Origin of the sequence: Rathayibacter sp. AY1G1, assembly GCF_002932095.1 — a bacterium.
In the GTDB taxonomy this organism is placed as follows: domain Bacteria; phylum Actinomycetota; class Actinomycetes; order Actinomycetales; family Microbacteriaceae; genus Rathayibacter.
In genome coordinates this window covers 194,428-208,954 of the sequence record NZ_PSUZ01000002.1, presented here as the reverse complement: position 1 = coordinate 208,954, position 14,527 = coordinate 194,428, and the positions used below count along the sequence as shown (strand labels likewise).

Here is a 14,527-nt window from a genome sequence, read left to right as displayed (position 1 = left end):
GCGCCCCGCGTCAGCCCGTCCCCGCGAGCCAGAAGTCGACCGCGTCGGGGGACGGGCGCCCGGCGACCCGGACGACGTCGCCGAACTCGAGCACGCTGTCCGGATCCTCCTGGACGGCCGGCCACCGCTCGCGGCCGGCGGCGTCCGGATCGCCGTGGGAGATGAATGCGAGCCAGCGCGCGGTCATCTCCTGCTCGAGCCGGCGGTCGACGTCCGTGTAGTCGGCGTCGCCGTCCGCCCCGAGGTTCCCGTACGCGTACATCACCTCGGCGCCGTGGTACGCGCCGAACCGCTCGAGTCCGCTCTCCGGGGGAGTGCGCGTGAAGATGTAGGCGTGGACGCCCGCCCGCCCGGTCCGGGCGGCCGTCAGCGCCCAGAGCCGCATCGGGGCGGTCATCGTCCGGTCACTGCCGGCGCGCAGCCGGGAGTCGACGACCTGATCCTCGACGGCACCCGGGTACAGCGCGAGGAATCGGTCCGCGTCGTCTCCGTGCTCCCGGCGCACCTCCTGCTCGTAGGCGTCCGGATCCGAGTCGACGCCTCCCAGCAGATCGAGCGAGGTCTCGTCGGAGTTGCTGCCGAGCAGGAGGGGGACGTCGTTCTGCCGACCGGCCTTGTAGACGGCGAGCGGCGTGTCGGGGAGGACGACGCCGTCGATCGAGGGCCACCAGTGCTGCGAGAGGTCCGCGGCGGCCGAGACGATGCGCTCGGCCGGCAGGGCCCTCATCTCGGCCAGGCTCGCCCCGCCGAGCGCCTCGCTCAGGCGCGCAGCCGCCTCCCGTGCGGTGGCGGCGTCGTCGTAGAGGTCGCCGGCCTCGCGGTCTCCCGCCGACCCCAGGCATCCTCCGCTCTCCCCGATGATCCCGTGGAGGAGGCCGGCCGCGAGGGGCGAGGCCCCGAGGATGCAGGCGCTGCCGGAGCCGGCGGACTGGCCGGCGGCCGTCACCCGCCCCGGGTCCCCGCCGAAAGCGGCGATGTTGTCCTGCACCCACTGCAGAGCGGCGACCTGGTCGAGCAGTCCCTGATTTCCCGGGGTGCCGCCGCCGAGCACATCACCGGCGAGGAAACCGAGGACGCCCAGACGGTAGGCGACGGTGACGACCACCGCGCCCCGGGAGGCGAGCGCCGCGCCGTCGTAGGCGGGGAGGGCGCCGGACCCCGAGACGAACGCGCCGCCGTGGAGGTAGACGAGGACCGGGCTGGAGTCGCCCGCCCCGCCGGCCGGCGTCCAGATGTTCAGGCGGAGGCTGTCCTCGTCCGTCGCGTACCCGCCGAGGAGCGTCTCCTCCAGCGGCAGGTCGAGCACGCGGGTCGCCGCTCGGGAGAGGAACGTCGGCTCCGGCTGAACGGCGGAGGGGCCGAAGTCGTCGGCCACGAGGGTCGCCGACCGCTGCGGGGCCGGGCGGGGCGCCTCCCAGCGCAGCGGGCCGACCGGGGGAGCGGCGTAGGGGATCCCCGCGAAGGCGTCGACCCCGGCCGCGGCGTCGTGCACACCGACGACGTCGCCCTGCCGGGTCGTGACCGGGGCGGTGTGCGGACCGGCGAGCGTCCGCGTCGCCGGGAGAGGACCCGCGGCGAGGGCGACGGCTCCGACGAGCCCTGCGGACGCGACCCAGGCCGCCGTGCGCAGCATCCAGTGCCGGTGCCGCCAGCTCCTCGAGACGGCCGCGATCAGGACCGCGGCCGCCGCGACGACGAGCCACCCCCACCACTCCACCCGGTTCAGCCAGGCGAGGACCGCCCCGATGAGCACGACGGTCGCGGTCGACAGCCACCGGGACCGTCGCCGTCGAGGTTCGGGCGTTCCAGTTCTCGATACGGTATGCATTGGAAACGAAACGTACTGAAAAGGCCCATCCAGCGCAAGGATCCGAATAGGCTGGGGGCGTGGTCACAGGCGAGCAGGCTCCGGTCCGGCGGAGGAGCGAGACGCGACGACGTCTCCTCGCCGCGGCCGCCGAGCTCTTCGAGAGCACGGGCACCATCGGCCAGCGCGTCGAGGACATCTGCGCGCAGGCGGGCTTCACCCGCGGCGCGTTCTACTCGAACTTCGCCGGTGTCGACCAGCTCTTCCTCGCACTCCACGAGGAGCAGACCGCGAGAGTGTGGGGGAGCCTGCAGGAGGCCCTCGACGTCCAGCTGCAGGAGGAGCACCGCGCGGCGACCCTCGACGGCGCCGTACGCTCCCTCCTCGACGCGCTCCCGTCCAGCCGCGAGTGGTTCTCCCTGCGGTCGGTGCTCCTGGCACGCGCTGCCGCGGACCCGGAGTTCGCCGAGCGGATGATGATCGACGACGACCGCGTCTCGCGCGAGCTGGGCGAGCGCTTCGCCGCCCTCGCCGCCGCGCACGGCCGCGTCCCCGCCGTCGAGTCCGCCGTCCTGGCGAAGGCGGTCGTCGCGGCGCACGTCGGGTCGGTGAGCCAGTGGCCCGTGGACACCAGCGCCGAACTCACGCAGCGCCTGGTCGTCGCCGCGGTGATCCGAGGCCTCACCGTCGAAGCGCCCGGTCTGCCATCGGAGCGCGGCGGCGATCGATGACGTCCTGTCGCAGGAGCGTTGAGGGGAGCCGATCGCCATCCCTGCAGAACGGGACTTCGGTCGAACTGACATAATGTACATTATCGGATAACGGTGGACGGACCGGACGGACCGGGACCGAGGCCGCCCGACGGTCCGGCACGTCATCAGCGGATCGGCGAATGCTCCACCCACGGCTCGACGTCCTCGTACCAGCACGTCTCGGTCGGAGTGTCGAAGCGCGTGACCAGCCGCAGCTGCGGATCGACGGTCATCGTGCCGCGGACGCCGTCGTCGGCCTGGTGTCGAAGACGGATCACGGTGAGCGCGCCGTCGATCGACGCGCCGGTCATCCGGTACCCGTCGCTCGGCCGTCCCCAGACCGGCAGGTTCAGCGGGAAGGCCAGGCGGGCCGCCAGCGGCTCCGGCAGCAGCTGCCATCGGTCCAGCGGACGCTCCTCGCCCCCGGAGACGTACCGGCCGGTCGGGGCGTCGTACGCGTCGACCGTCCCGGTGCGCTCGTCGACGCAGGAGAACGACGCCTCGACGGGCCGCACCTCCAGTCGGTAGGTCTCGGTCCTCTCGGGCGTCCGCCGGAAGGCGCGGCACCGGAAGGGCGAGCGCCTCCTCCAGTTCGCCATCACCGCGACGGCGTCGAGGAGGATGCTCGTCTCGCCGTCCCTGTCGAAGTCGCCACGCCGCCCGGAGGCTGCCGATGTGCGGAACCCGTCGGCGCGGACGGACTCCCCCGATGCCGGTCCGCTGCCGTCCATCGGAGTCATCCGTCGAGGATCGCAGACCCGCGCGCCGGGGTCATTCCGCGAAGGCGATCAGGCGAAGTCGGAGATGTCGCCGACGAGGCGGGTGTTGTCCGCGGGGATCGGCTCGACGGCCGCCAGAGCGACCTGGGCCGCGAACTCCTGCACGTTGTAGAGCTTGCCGGCCGACTCGCGACGCGAGCTGATCGCGCCCGGGTTCGCGCGCTCCAGCAGGGTCGCGGTGATGGTGCCCTCGATCATGTCGCCCGAGACGACGACGAACTCGATCCCGCGCTCGGCGAGCTCACCGATCCGCTCGCGCAGGGCGTCCTCGCCGGCGCGCTTGGAGAGCGCGACGGGCTCGTACTCGGGCATCGTGGGCGTGGTCCGGATGAAGTGCGCCTGGTGGCTCGTGACGAACACGACACGGGAGCCCTCGGAGAGCAGCGGCAGCGCCGCGTCGAGCACGGCGACCTGCGAGTCGCGGTTGAGGACCATCGCGTAGTCCTCCCCCATGTTGCTCTCCATGCCGCCGGAGGCGTTCAGGACGAGCACGTCCAGTCCTCCGTACTCCTTCTCGATGCGGGAGAAGAGCTCGGCGCGCGGGTCGGCGTCGGTGAGATCGGCGCCGACGGCGATGGCGGTGCCGCCGGCTCCGACGATCTGCGCGACGAGCTTGTCGGCGCGCGGCGCCTTCGAGCGGTAGTTGACGACGACGCGGGCTCCGGCCTCGGCCAGGTAGCGGACCGTGTCGGCGCCGATGCCGCGGGACGACCCGGTGACGAGAGCGCGCTTGCCGTCGAAGGAGCCGGGGGCGAGGGGATTGGACACGGGTATTCCTCCAGAACGCCGGCTCGGAGACCGGATCGGGCACGATGACGGGCCACGGCCCGACGGAGGAGTCTACCAAGGGCCTCGAGACCGTCGGCGCACCCCCTCTCCCAGCCCTCGTCCGGGGGGCGTTGATAGCCTGGGAATGCTCGTCGAGGGGAAGGAGCACACAGCATGGACGCTGTCACCCAGTACGCGTGGATCCTCTGGCTCGCGCTGATCCTCATCTTCGTGATCGTCGAGATGATCACTCTCGAGTTCACGTTCCTGATGCTCGCCGTCGGCAGCATAGGCGGACTGCTGACCGGGCTGGTCGGGGCTCCCTTCTGGGTCCAGGTCCCCGTCGCGGCCGTCCTCGCCGCCCTCCTGCTGTTCACCGTCCGGCCGCCGCTGCTGCGGCTGCTGAAACGGGGCGGCGATCCCACCCCCAGCGGAGCGGACGCTCTCCTCGGGCTCTCCGGCAGCGTCGTCCTCGCCGGCCCCGGAGCCGGCCAGGTCAAGCTCGCCAACGGCGAGACCTGGACCGTCCGCCTGTCCCCGCTCGTCGAGGACCGCACACTCGGAGTCGGCGAGAGAGTCGTCGTCACCGCCATCGAGGGCGCGACCGCGGTCGTCGTCCCCGCCGAAAGGAGCACACCGTGACACCGTCCTCCGTCGTGACCATCGTCGTCGTCGTCGCCGCCGTCGTCATCTTCGCCCTGGTCGTCCTCTTCCGAGCGGTCCGCATCATCCCCCAGGCCACCGCCGGGGTCGTGGAGCGCCTCGGCAAGTACCACAAGACCCTGCTGCCGGGCCTCAATCTCGTCGTGCCGTTCATCGACCGGGTCCGCCCGCTGATCGATCTGCGCGAGCAGGTCGTCTCGTTCCCGCCCCAGCCCGTGATCACGGAGGACAACCTCGTCGTCTCGATCGACACGGTCGTCTACTTCCAGGTGACGGACGCCCGCGCGGCGACCTACGAGATCGCCAATTACCTCGGCGCGGTCGAGCTGCTGACCACCACCACGCTCCGCAACGTCGTCGGCGGCCTGAACCTCGAGGAGGCGCTGACCTCCCGCGACAACATCAACGGGCAGCTGCGCATCGTCCTCGACGAGGCCACCGGCAAGTGGGGCATCCGCGTCGGACGCGTGGAGCTCAAGGCCATCGACCCGCCCCTCTCCATCCAGGACTCGATGGAGAAGCAGATGCGCGCCGAGCGCGACCGTCGAGCCGTGATCCTCACCGCCGAGGGCACCAAGCAGTCCCAGATCCTGAACGCCGAGGGTCAGCGCCAGGCCGCGATCCTCGCTGCGGAGGGCCAGGCGAAGGCGGCGGTCCTGCGGGCCGAGGGTGAGGCCAAGGCGATCACCACCGTCTTCCACGCCATCCACGAGGGCCGCCCCGACAGCGAGCTCCTCGCCTACCAGTACCTCCAGACACTCCCCAAGATCGCCGAGGGCAGCGCGAACAAGCTCTGGGTCATCCCGAGCGAGCTCACCGAGGCGCTGAAGGGCATCGGAGGAGCGCTCGGCCAGCGCGGCCAGTCCGCCCCGGCGGTCCGCCCACAGGACGCGGCACCCCCGTCGGCGCCTGCGGCTTCCGCGCCTGCCGCATCCGGGTCCGTCGGCTCCACGCCTGTCGTGCCCGGATCCGACACGTCCGCCCCCTTGGCGGCCGCGACGACCGACGGAACCCCGGACTCCGCGCCCACTCCCCCGCCGCCGGCCGTCTGAGCCGCGGACCCGGTCCGCGATGCGCGCCTCCGAGCCACCCCTCGTCCTGAGCGGGCCGATGCCCCGGGTGATCGCGCATCGTGGATTCGGCCCGCCGGCCGAGGGCAACACGCTCGCCGCCTTCGAGCGCGCCCTCGCCGCGGGTGCGGACCTCCTCGAGACGGACGCGCGCGCGTCCCTCGACGGGGTCGCCGTGCTCGTCCACGACGCCGAGGTGATCGACCGCTCCGGCCGCCGCCACGTCGTCGCCGCCACCCGGTGGGAGGAGCTCGCCGACCTCCGCCTGGCGGGCGGCGCCCGGCTCGCCTCTCTCGAGCAGGCCCTCGCCGCACTCCCCCGCGCGCGCTTCAACATCGACGTGAAGTCGCGGGACGCGATCGACCCGGTCGTCGCGGCGGTGTCCGGCGCCGCCGCCGCGGAGCGCGTCCTGATCACCTCGTTCTCCGAGATCCGTCGAGCAGCGGCCCTCCGCCGTCTTCCCGGCGCCGCGACCTCGGCGTCGGCGGTCCGCTTCGTCGTCGCCCTGGTCGCCGCCCACCTCGGCGCCGCCCTCCCCGTGCGTCTCGCTCTCCGCGGCATCGACGCGCTCCAGGTGCCCGAGCGCGCGCTCGGCCTCCGCGTCGCCGAGCCGCGGATCCTCGCCCGGCTGCGGGTGACCGGCTGCGAGATCCACCTCTGGACCATCGACGATCCGGAGCGGATGGAGCAGCTCCTCGCGCTCGGGATCGACGGACTCGTGACCGACCGCACCGACCTCGCCCGAGCGGCCGTCGACGCCTTCCTCAGCGCCCGTCAGCCACGCCCTCAGGAACCGCGGAATACGCCTCCGACCTGAGGATTCTCTGGCAATGGCAGGGACGGGAAGACCACCTCCAGGTACGACGTTGACACTGGGGAAGCACAGCGAGAGGAGACCACACAATGGCAGATCGAAGCTTGCGAGGAATGCGGCTCGGATCCCAGAGCCTGCAGAGCGAAGAAGGCGTCGTCTTCTCCCCGCGATCGACGTACGAGTACCACTGCGCGAACTGCGGCCACGACACCGACATGGTGTTCTCGGCCGACGCGGAAGCACCGGAGACCTGGGAGTGCCGCTCCTGCGGTCACGAGGCCACTCTGATGGTGGACTCGAAGCCGGTCGTCGTGGACAAGGGCGAGCAGAAGGCTCCGCGCACCCACTGGGACATGCTGCTCGAGCGCCGGACCCGCGCGGAGCTGGAGGAGCTGCTCGAGGAGCGGCTCGCCTATCTGCGCGCCAGGCGCGGCGAGCACAAGATCGGCGCGTAGCGCCGGTCAGCGGGAACGGCGTCGCGGCTCGCGGGTCCTGAGGACGAACGAGACCATGCCGATGAGACCGGCGGCCAGGAAGTACCAGCCGAGGTCTCGCGCCCACACCAGAGCCGGGGTCGTGGTGGAGCTGAGGGGGACCTCGTCCACCATGGCACCCGGCTCGAACCATGTCAGGGAGTCGATCGTCGCGCCGTCCGGCCCGATGATCGCACTCGTCCCGACGGTCGAGATGTTGACCACGCTGCGCCCGGTCTCGATGGCCCGCAGGCGAGCGATGGCGAGCTGCTGGACGCTCTCGTCCGTCCGGCCGAAGTCGGCGTTGTTGGTCTGCCCGAGGATGACCTGGGCTCCCCCGTCGACCATCGCGTTCGTCAGCGCGTCGTCCGAGATGTCGAAGCAGATCGCGATGCCTGCGAGGACGCCGTTCACGTCGAAGACGTTGGGACGGGTGCCGATCGAGTAGTCCCGGCTCACCAGGTCGACCAGGTCCGGAGCGAACATCCGCCAGAACGCGCGGTCCGGCATGTACTCGGCGAACGGGACGGGATGCACCTTGTCGTAGACCTGCGTCGCCCCCTCCCCCGCCTTCCAGAGCAGCGAGCTGTTGTAGAAGACGTCGTCCGAGGGGTTCGTGATCGTGCCCACGACGAACGGCGCGTCCATCGTCCGGCTGAGGTAGTCGAGGACGGCGGCCGACTGGGCGTTCCGGGTCGGATCGATGTCGACGCCGTTCTCGGGCCACACCACCATGTCGACGTCCTGATCGAGGATCGGCAGCGTCGCCGAGGTGTGGTCCTCGAGGATCTGCCCGCGGTAGCTCTGCGAGAACAGGCCCGCATCGGAGTCGCCCTGGACGGCGGCGATCCGGGTCGTGCCCTCCGTCGGTGCCGGCCAGGCGGGGAACACCAGCGCCACGATCGCGAAGCCCGCGAGAGCGCTGACGCGAGAGAAGGCCGGGACGGACATCTCGCGGACGGCCTGCGCGAGCACGGCCGCGAGGAACGCCACCACGAAGCCGAGGCCGGCGAAGCCGATCCACGCCGCGAGACCGGCGAGCGGGCCGAGGGACTGCGAGATCGCGAGGCGGCCCCAGGCGAAGCCGCCGTAGGGCCAGACGCTGGTGATCGACTCGCGCCCGATCCAGAGCGCCGCCAGGAGGGCGGGGAGGCCGACCATCCGGCCGAGCGGTCCCGTCCAGACGCGGTGGCCGCGCGTGGAGACGACCGCCATCAGCCCCGCGGAGAGCGCGAAGAAGATCGCCTGCAGGCCGGCGAGGGCCGCCCACGGGACCGGGCCGAGGTAGAGGGTCAGCCACTCGATGTGGACGCCCCAGAAGACCGCTCCGCCGACGAGGCCGACGAGGCTTCCGCTCCAGAAGCCGCGCCCCCCCAGCGCGAACAGGATCGCCGCGGCGCCCACGATCGCCAGCGGCCAGACGTCGGAGTCGGGGAAGCCGCGGTCGAGCACGGCGCCGCCGAGGGCGGCGAGGGGCAGCGCCACCCACAGCGGAACGGTCCGCCCGTCGGGCGGAGGAGCGATCGGCGTCATGCGACCGTCGAGTACGCGACGATGCCGCGGCGGACCAGGTCGAGGGCGGTCCGGGCCGCGCGGCCGACCTTGCCCTCGGCGACGACGGAGAGCTGGTCGAGGAGGTCGATGGTCTGCTTCGCCCAGCGCACGAAGTCGCCGGCGGCCATGTCGGACTCGCGGAGCACCATGTCGAGCGGCATGCCCTTGGCCCACATGTTCATCGACAGCGCCAGGCTCGTCGAGATCGGGTTGCTGCCCGGCAGGCGGTGCTCCCGCTCGACGTCGTCGAGCCGGGCCCATAGAAGCTGGGTCCTCTCCAGCGCCTCGGGGAACGCGCCGCGGGGCAGGAACTGCTCGCCGAGCGTCCCCTCCTCGCGTCGCGGCTCGAAGACCAGGCAGCACGCCATCGCCGCGAGGCCGGCCGGATCGAGCTCCGTCCACGCCTGCTTCCGGAGGCACTCGGCGACGAGCAGGTCCCGCTCCCCGTAGATCCGGCGGAGCGTGCGACCGTTGGGCGTCAGCGAGAGCTCGCCGACCTCGTCCCGGCGGAAGTAGCCGAGCTCGAGCAGCACGTCCGTGATGTGGTCGAAGATGCGGGCGACGGCGCCGGTGCGCGAGCGGATCTGGCGCTCGATCTCGTCGGTCTCGCGGCGCAGCTTCCACCAGCGCTCGGCCCAGCGCGCGTGCTGCTCGCGGTCGGAGCAGGCGTGGCACGGGTGCGCCTTCATCCGACGCCGCAGGCTCGTGAGCTGTCCCTGGCGCTTCTCGCGCTCGGCGTGGGAGGCCGACTCGCCGCGCACCGCGCCCCGGCGCTCGAGGTCGCCGATCTCACGGCGGATCGCCGCGTACTGCTCGAAGTCGCCCAGGTGGCACTGCATCGCCGTGACGTAGCCCGCCATCGACTCCTCCTGCTGGCGGACCCGGCGGGCGAGATCGACGACGGACCGGTCGGCCTGGAACTGCGCGAACGACGACTCGAGGATCTCGCGCGTGCGCACCCGCCCGAACTGCTCGATCAGGTTCGCGGCCATGTTGTAGCTGGGGCGGAAGCTGGAGTTGAGCGGGTAGGTCCGCCGGGAGGCGAGGGACGCGACCGCCTGAGGGTCCATCCCGCCGCGCCACTGGATCACCGAGTGGCCCTCGACGTCGATGCCGCGTCGGCCCGCCCGGCCGGTGAGCTGGGTGTACTCCCCCGGTGTGATCGGGACGCGCGCCTCGCCGTTGAACTTCTCGAGCTTCTCGAGGACGACCGTGCGGGCCGGCATGTTGATGCCGAGCGCGAGCGTCTCGGTCGCGAAGACCACGCGCACGAGCCGGCGCAGGAACAGCTCCTCGACGACCTCCTTGAAGGCGGGGAGCATCCCGGCGTGGTGCGCGGCGACGCCCCGCTGGAGTCCGTCGAGCCACTCCCAGTAGCCGAGCACCGCGAGGTCCTCGTCGCGGATCGTCCGGCACCGCTCCTCGACGATCGCGCGGATCTCGTCGCGCTCGTGGCGCTCGGTGAGGCGCACGCCCGACCGCAGCACCTGGCGCACGGCCTGGTCGCAGCCCGCACGGCTGAAGACGAAGAAGATCGCGGGGAGGAGGTTCTTGCCGCGGAGGATCTCGACGACCTCCGCGCGCAGCACGAGCTCCTCGGTGCGCTGCTCCGGGTAGCGGCCGCGACCGCCTCGGCCGTTGCGGCCGCCCCTGCCGCCGCGCTCGACCCGGGAGCCGCCCTGGGCCATGCGGGCGAGCTCGGGGTTCACCCGGTTCGTCGCCGCCCGACCGGAGGAGTCGAAGAGATCGACCAGCTTGCCGCCCACCATGACGTGCTGGTCGAGCGGGACGGGCCGCTCCTCGGAGACGATGACCTCGGTCTCGCCCCGGACGGTCTGGAGCCAGTCGCCGAACTCCTCGGCGTTCGACACGGTCGCGCTGAGCGAGACCAGCCGCACGCGCTGCGGGAGGTGGATGATGACCTCCTCCCAGACGGCGCCGCGGAAGCGGTCGGCGAGGTAGTGCACCTCGTCCATCACGACGTAGGCGAGGTCGCGCAGGAGGTCCGAGTCGGCGTACAGCATGTTGCGCAGCACCTCGGTCGTCATCACGACGATGCGGGCGCGCGCGTTGACGTTCGAGTCGCCGGTCAGCAGGCCGACCTCGGAGGCTCCGTAGTCCTCGACGAACTCCTGGAACTTCTGGTTGCTCAGCGCCTTCATCGGCGTCGTGTAGAAGACCTTGGCCGTCGGGTCCTGCATGGCCAGGTGGATCGCGAACTCGGCCACCGCGGTCTTGCCGGCGCCGGTGGGCGCGGCGACGAGGACGCTGTGGCCGTCGTCGAGCGCGCTGCAGGCCTCGTACTGGAAGGGGTCGAAGTCGAACGCGAGGGTCGAGCGGAACGCCTCGACCCTCGCGTGGCCCTGGCGCGTCCGGAACGCGGCGAACCGCTCGGCGGGAGACGGTCCGGTCACGCGGGCAGGTCGGAGGGGCTGCCGTCGAACACCAGCTGGCGCTTGGCGGCGCGCCGGTCGTGCAGGATCGCGATCCCGCAGGCGAGGAAGAACAGGAAGATGATCGGGATGGCCAGGAGGAACATCGAGATCGGGTCGGCCGCGGGGGTCGCGATCGCCGTGAAGAGCACGATCGCCATGATCGCGATGCGCCACGACTTGAGGATCAGCATGCCGGGGAGGATGCCGAGGAAGTTGAGGAGCACCAGGAAGACGGGCAGCACGAAGGCGATGCCGACGACCAGCACGAGCTTGAGAACGAACTCGTAGTAGATCTTGGCGTCGAGGAAGCTCGCCGCGTTGCTGCCGGTGAAGCTCGTCAGGAGCTCCACGATGTGCGGGAACACGAACCAGCCGGCCGCGCAGCCCGCGAAGAACAGCGGGATGGCGGTGAGGATGAAGCCGAGGCCGTACCGCATCTCCTTGCGGGTCAGGCCCGGGACGAGGAACGCCCAGATCTGGTACAGCCAGACCGGGCTTGCCAGGACGATGCCCACCGTGATGGCGATCTGCAGCCGCAGGTCGAAGGCACCGGCGATCGTCGGGAAGTTGAGGATCGCCTCCTTGCCCTGGGTGGAGGCCACCTCGGAGATCGGAGCCTTGAGGGCCTCGAAGACCCACTCCGAGACGAACCACCCCGCGACGCACGCGATGACGATCGCGATCGCCGACTTGAAGAGCCTGTTGCGAAGCTCGACGAGGTGCGCCCCGAGCGACATGCGCCCGTCGGGGTTCTTCGTCCGCTTCGTCCGTGGCTTCTTCGGTGCCACGGACGTCATTACTTGAGCGGGGACTCGGGCGGCGTGGTGGTGCCGGTGCCGGTGGTCGTGCCGGTGGATCCGGCGACGGTGCCGGTGGTCCCCTCGGTCGACTCACGGCGCTCGGTGCCGTCCTCGTCCTTCATGGTCTTGACCTCGCTCTTGAAGATCCGCATCGACTGCCCGACACTGCGGGCCAGCTGCGGGAGCTTGGGCGCACCGAACAGGAGGAGGATCACGGCGAGGATGATGAGGAGGTGCCACCCCTGGAGGCCAGCGAACATTGCAGACTCACTTCACTTGTCGGTTGCGGTGTACGAGGAGCTTACCCTGTTCGACCCGTTCTGACCGGCGGAGATCGATCCTGTCGCGACGTGCGTCACGCCGGCCCTCGTGCGCACGCCTCACGTCGTCGCGATCGGCGAACAGCGACGAGGACGGCCGGGGCGGCAGGTCGTCCGTCATTCCAGGACTCAGTGTCTCGAGTTTCGCGGTGACCTCGGACAGCTGTCCGAGGAGCACCTTCCCCTTGCGCCAGTAGGAGAGGGCGAAGAGGACCAGCATCGCCAGAGCGCCCAGCGCGAGGCCGAGCCAGATCAGGATCCACGACCACCAGGTCACGACGACTCCCCCTCGTTCGCGGCGAGCGCGGAGGCCGCCCAGAGCGCGACCGCGGTGCGCGCCTCGGGGGGTGCCACCACGGTGACGAGACCCGCCAACGACGCCACCAGGCGCGTCAATCCCTCCAGATGGGCGACGCGGAGACGGACGAGGACACCGTGGTCCTCCTCCCCCGGCACGGGATCGGGGAACTCGGCGTCGGCCGCGTAGTCGCCCAGCAGCACGACGGCGCTGGGGGCGACGCGCAGGTCCACGACGAGATCGGAGGCGGAGGCCTCGAAGAGCCGTTCCGAGAGGGTCACCTCGTTGCGGCGCCGGACGATCGGCGTCCCCGTGTCGCGGAGGGAGCGCATCCTGTCGACCCGGAACGTCCTGACGCCCTCGCGGAGGTGGTCCCATCCGCGCAGGTACCAGTCCCGATCGACCGATTCGAGCACGAAGGGGTCGACGAGCCGGGACTCGGTCTCGCCGCGGGCGCTGCGGTAGTCGAAAGCGACCTGCGTCGCCGAGCCCATCGCTGTCCGCAGGAGCGCCACAGCGCTGTCCGCGCCCGTGCCGCGCGAGACCGCGACCGCGCTCGGGGCCGAGGAGGCGCCGCGTGCGAGCTTCCCCATCAGCGAGGCGATCCGGTCGTTGCCCTGGTTCTCGGGCAGCGCTGCGAGGTACTGCATGCCGGCGATGAGGGCGGCGGCCTCCCGCGCCGAGAACCTCGGCGAGTCGTCGATCGCGACCTGGTGGGTGAGGACGACGTGGTCGTTCTCCTCGAAGTCGTCCCAGCCGATGTCGAAGAGGTCGTTCGCCTGGTACTGCGCGGTCTCGCCGGGGATGCCCGAGACGGCGATGAGGCGCACCGCGCGGCGCACCTCCTCCTCCGGGATCTCGAAGTGCGCGGCGACCTCGGCGACGGAGACGCGGCCCCGGTCGAGCAGGTAGGGAACGAGGGAGAGGAGGACGGCCAGGCGGTCGCGCGCCTGCAGGGAGCGGGGTCTAGCCACGGGGATCCCCTCCATGGTCGTCCAGGGTGCGGCGGAGGCGGTCGAGGACGCGGCGGCGGAGCTCCTCCGGCTCGAGCACCCGCACCTCGGGACCGTGACCGGCGAGCTCGTCCGCGAGCACGTCCGGGTCGGTGTAGTGCAGGCGCAGCAGGCCCTGGCCCTCGCCCTCGGCCTCGGCACGCCCGCCGAGACGGAGGGCGGCGTCGGAGTCGGGGGCGACGCGCAGGAGCGCGCTGTTGCGCTGCAGGATCTCGTCGAGCTGGGCGAGAGCGGTCGCCGCGTGGTCCCCCTCCACGAGAGGCGCGGTGCGGCCGGTGGACGCGACCGGCCCGACGATCCGCGACAGGAGGAAGGTCCGCGTGCCCTCGGCGCCCTCGTCCCAGCCGTGGAGGTGCCAGCGCCCCTGGTGGTTCACCAGGGCGCGGGGCTGCACGGTGCGCACGCGCGGCTCCTCGCCGCCGGGCTTCAGATAGGGGAAGCGGACGACCTGGCCGCGGTCGAGCGCAGCGTTGAGCGGCTCGAACGAGGCCTCGCGGACCCGGATCGAGGGGCTGATGCCGATGACGGGGTCGACGGACTCGACCCCGATCGAGCGCAGCTTGATCAGCGCGCGCCGCGACTCCGCCGAGAGCGTCCCCTCGCGCCAGACCGCCCCGGCCAGGCGGAGCAGCGCGAGCTCCTCCGGGTCGAAGGTCAGGTCGGCCGGGAGGTCGTAGCTGCGCTTCGCGATGCGGTACCGGACGGTCTGGGTGTTGCCCGGGTCGCCCGGGGCGTCGACCGTCTCGATCGGGATGCCCAGCTCGCGCAGGTCGTCCTTGTCGCGCTCGAACTGGCGCTCGAGCGAGGTCCGGTCGCCCCGGCCCACCCGCTGCCGGTAGCCCTGCACCGTGGAGAGGACGTCGGCCTTCGTCAGTCCGTTCTCGGCCGCGACGAGCGCGAGCACGAGGTTGAACAGACGCTCCTCGGCCGGGACGCGGCTCGAGGACGGGGCGTCGGAAGGCACGCCCTCCAGTCTAGGGC

The 14,527-nt window shown here is 71.6% G+C and carries 15 protein-coding genes; 5 read left to right on the top strand and 10 right to left on the bottom strand.

Annotated features, from left to right (window positions below):
• Positions 1 to 10: 10 nt before the first annotated feature.
• Positions 11 to 1,753, bottom strand: coding sequence for a carboxylesterase/lipase family protein (locus tag C5C36_RS02215; protein ID WP_104309148.1), 1,743 nt, complete (start codon positions 1,751 to 1,753; stop codon positions 11 to 13).
• 134 nt (positions 1,754 to 1,887) lie between these two features.
• Between C5C36_RS02215 and C5C36_RS02210 the strand changes: the two genes are divergently transcribed.
• Entirely contained in the window at positions 1,888 to 2,538 is a 651-nt protein-coding gene (locus C5C36_RS02210; protein ID WP_104309147.1) for a TetR/AcrR family transcriptional regulator, read from the top strand.
• Between the two features lie 146 nt (positions 2,539 to 2,684).
• Here C5C36_RS02210 and C5C36_RS02205 read toward each other — a convergent pair whose 3' ends face one another.
• Both C5C36_RS02205 and C5C36_RS02200 read right to left on the bottom strand, forming a co-directional pair.
• The gene (locus tag C5C36_RS02205; RefSeq protein ID WP_146085293.1) at positions 2,685 to 3,299 is read right to left on the bottom strand and encodes a hypothetical protein; all 615 of its coding nucleotides are present in this window, start codon (positions 3,297 to 3,299) and stop codon (positions 2,685 to 2,687) included.
• Between the two features lie 48 nt (positions 3,300 to 3,347).
• Positions 3,348 to 4,106: an SDR family oxidoreductase gene (locus tag C5C36_RS02200; protein ID WP_104309145.1), complete on the bottom strand. Its 759-nt coding sequence runs from the start codon at positions 4,104 to 4,106 to the stop codon at positions 3,348 to 3,350.
• 174 nt (positions 4,107 to 4,280) lie between these two features.
• On the opposite strand from C5C36_RS02200, the gene C5C36_RS02195 reads away from it, so the two are divergent.
• The 4 genes from C5C36_RS02195 to C5C36_RS02180 all read left to right on the top strand — a co-directional run bounded on the left by C5C36_RS02195 (position 4,281) and on the right by C5C36_RS02180 (position 7,108).
• The gene (locus C5C36_RS02195) at positions 4,281 to 4,748 is read left to right on the top strand and encodes an NfeD family protein (RefSeq protein ID WP_104222034.1); all 468 of its coding nucleotides are present in this window, start codon (positions 4,281 to 4,283) and stop codon (positions 4,746 to 4,748) included.
• Entirely contained in the window at positions 4,745 to 5,821 is a 1,077-nt protein-coding gene (locus tag C5C36_RS02190) for an SPFH domain-containing protein (RefSeq protein ID WP_104309144.1), read from the top strand. The genes C5C36_RS02195 and C5C36_RS02190 overlap by 4 nt, the downstream gene beginning before the upstream one ends.
• A 58-nt stretch (positions 5,822 to 5,879) precedes the next feature.
• Complete coding sequence (locus C5C36_RS02185; protein WP_258063223.1) at positions 5,880 to 6,656, top strand: glycerophosphodiester phosphodiesterase family protein; 777 nt, start codon at positions 5,880 to 5,882, stop codon at positions 6,654 to 6,656.
• Between the two features lie 86 nt (positions 6,657 to 6,742).
• Positions 6,743 to 7,108 (top strand): RNA polymerase-binding protein RbpA, encoded by a 366-nt coding sequence (locus C5C36_RS02180; RefSeq protein WP_068207052.1) that lies wholly within the window; start codon positions 6,743 to 6,745, stop codon positions 7,106 to 7,108.
• Positions 7,109 to 7,114: 6 nt separating this feature from the next.
• Here C5C36_RS02180 and lnt read toward each other — a convergent pair whose 3' ends face one another.
• The 7 genes from lnt to C5C36_RS02145 are packed head-to-tail and all read right to left on the bottom strand — an operon-like array spanning position 7,115 to position 14,510.
• A complete protein-coding gene (gene lnt / locus C5C36_RS02175; protein ID WP_104309143.1) occupies positions 7,115 to 8,659 on the bottom strand; it encodes an apolipoprotein N-acyltransferase in 1,545 nt (514 codons plus the stop codon).
• Entirely contained in the window at positions 8,656 to 11,094 is a 2,439-nt protein-coding gene (locus tag C5C36_RS02170) for an RNA helicase (protein ID WP_104309142.1), read from the bottom strand. Before C5C36_RS02170 ends, lnt begins: the two co-directional genes overlap by 4 nt.
• On the bottom strand, positions 11,091 to 11,912 hold the full coding sequence (tatC, locus tag C5C36_RS02165) for a twin-arginine translocase subunit TatC (RefSeq protein WP_374952911.1): 822 nt from the start codon (positions 11,910 to 11,912) through the stop codon (positions 11,091 to 11,093). The genes C5C36_RS02170 and tatC overlap by 4 nt, the downstream gene beginning before the upstream one ends.
• Positions 11,912 to 12,175 (bottom strand): Sec-independent protein translocase subunit TatA, encoded by a 264-nt coding sequence (gene tatA, locus C5C36_RS02160; RefSeq protein ID WP_104222022.1) that lies wholly within the window; start codon positions 12,173 to 12,175, stop codon positions 11,912 to 11,914. Before tatA ends, tatC begins: the two co-directional genes overlap by 1 nt.
• Before the next feature lie 7 nt (positions 12,176 to 12,182).
• Complete coding sequence (locus tag C5C36_RS02155) at positions 12,183 to 12,512, bottom strand: hypothetical protein (protein ID WP_104222020.1); 330 nt, start codon at positions 12,510 to 12,512, stop codon at positions 12,183 to 12,185.
• Positions 12,509 to 13,507 carry a YafY family protein gene (locus C5C36_RS02150; protein ID WP_258072160.1) on the bottom strand — a complete coding sequence of 333 codons (999 nt, stop codon included), beginning with the start codon at positions 13,505 to 13,507 and terminating at the stop codon, positions 12,509 to 12,511. The genes C5C36_RS02155 and C5C36_RS02150 overlap by 4 nt, the downstream gene beginning before the upstream one ends.
• Positions 13,500 to 14,510, bottom strand: coding sequence for a YafY family protein (locus C5C36_RS02145; RefSeq protein WP_104222016.1), 1,011 nt, complete (start codon positions 14,508 to 14,510; stop codon positions 13,500 to 13,502). The genes C5C36_RS02150 and C5C36_RS02145 overlap by 8 nt, the downstream gene beginning before the upstream one ends.
• Positions 14,511 to 14,527 lie beyond the last annotated feature (17 nt).

Coding starts and splice junctions, on each gene's coding strand:
- C5C36_RS02205 (WP_146085293.1), bottom strand. CDS start 3,299: ATGACTCCGATGGACGGCAGCGGACCGGCATCGGGGGAGTCCGTCCGC.
- C5C36_RS02195 (WP_104222034.1), top strand. CDS start 4,281: ATGGACGCTGTCACCCAGTACGCGTGGATCCTCTGGCTCGCGCTGATC.
- C5C36_RS02185 (WP_258063223.1), top strand. CDS start 5,880: ATGCCCCGGGTGATCGCGCATCGTGGATTCGGCCCGCCGGCCGAGGGC.
- C5C36_RS02180 (WP_068207052.1), top strand. CDS start 6,743: ATGGCAGATCGAAGCTTGCGAGGAATGCGGCTCGGATCCCAGAGCCTG.
- lnt (WP_104309143.1), bottom strand. CDS start 8,659: ATGACGCCGATCGCTCCTCCGCCCGACGGGCGGACCGTTCCGCTGTGG.
- tatC (WP_374952911.1), bottom strand. CDS start 11,912: ATGACGTCCGTGGCACCGAAGAAGCCACGGACGAAGCGGACGAAGAAC.
- tatA (WP_104222022.1), bottom strand. CDS start 12,175: ATGTTCGCTGGCCTCCAGGGGTGGCACCTCCTCATCATCCTCGCCGTG.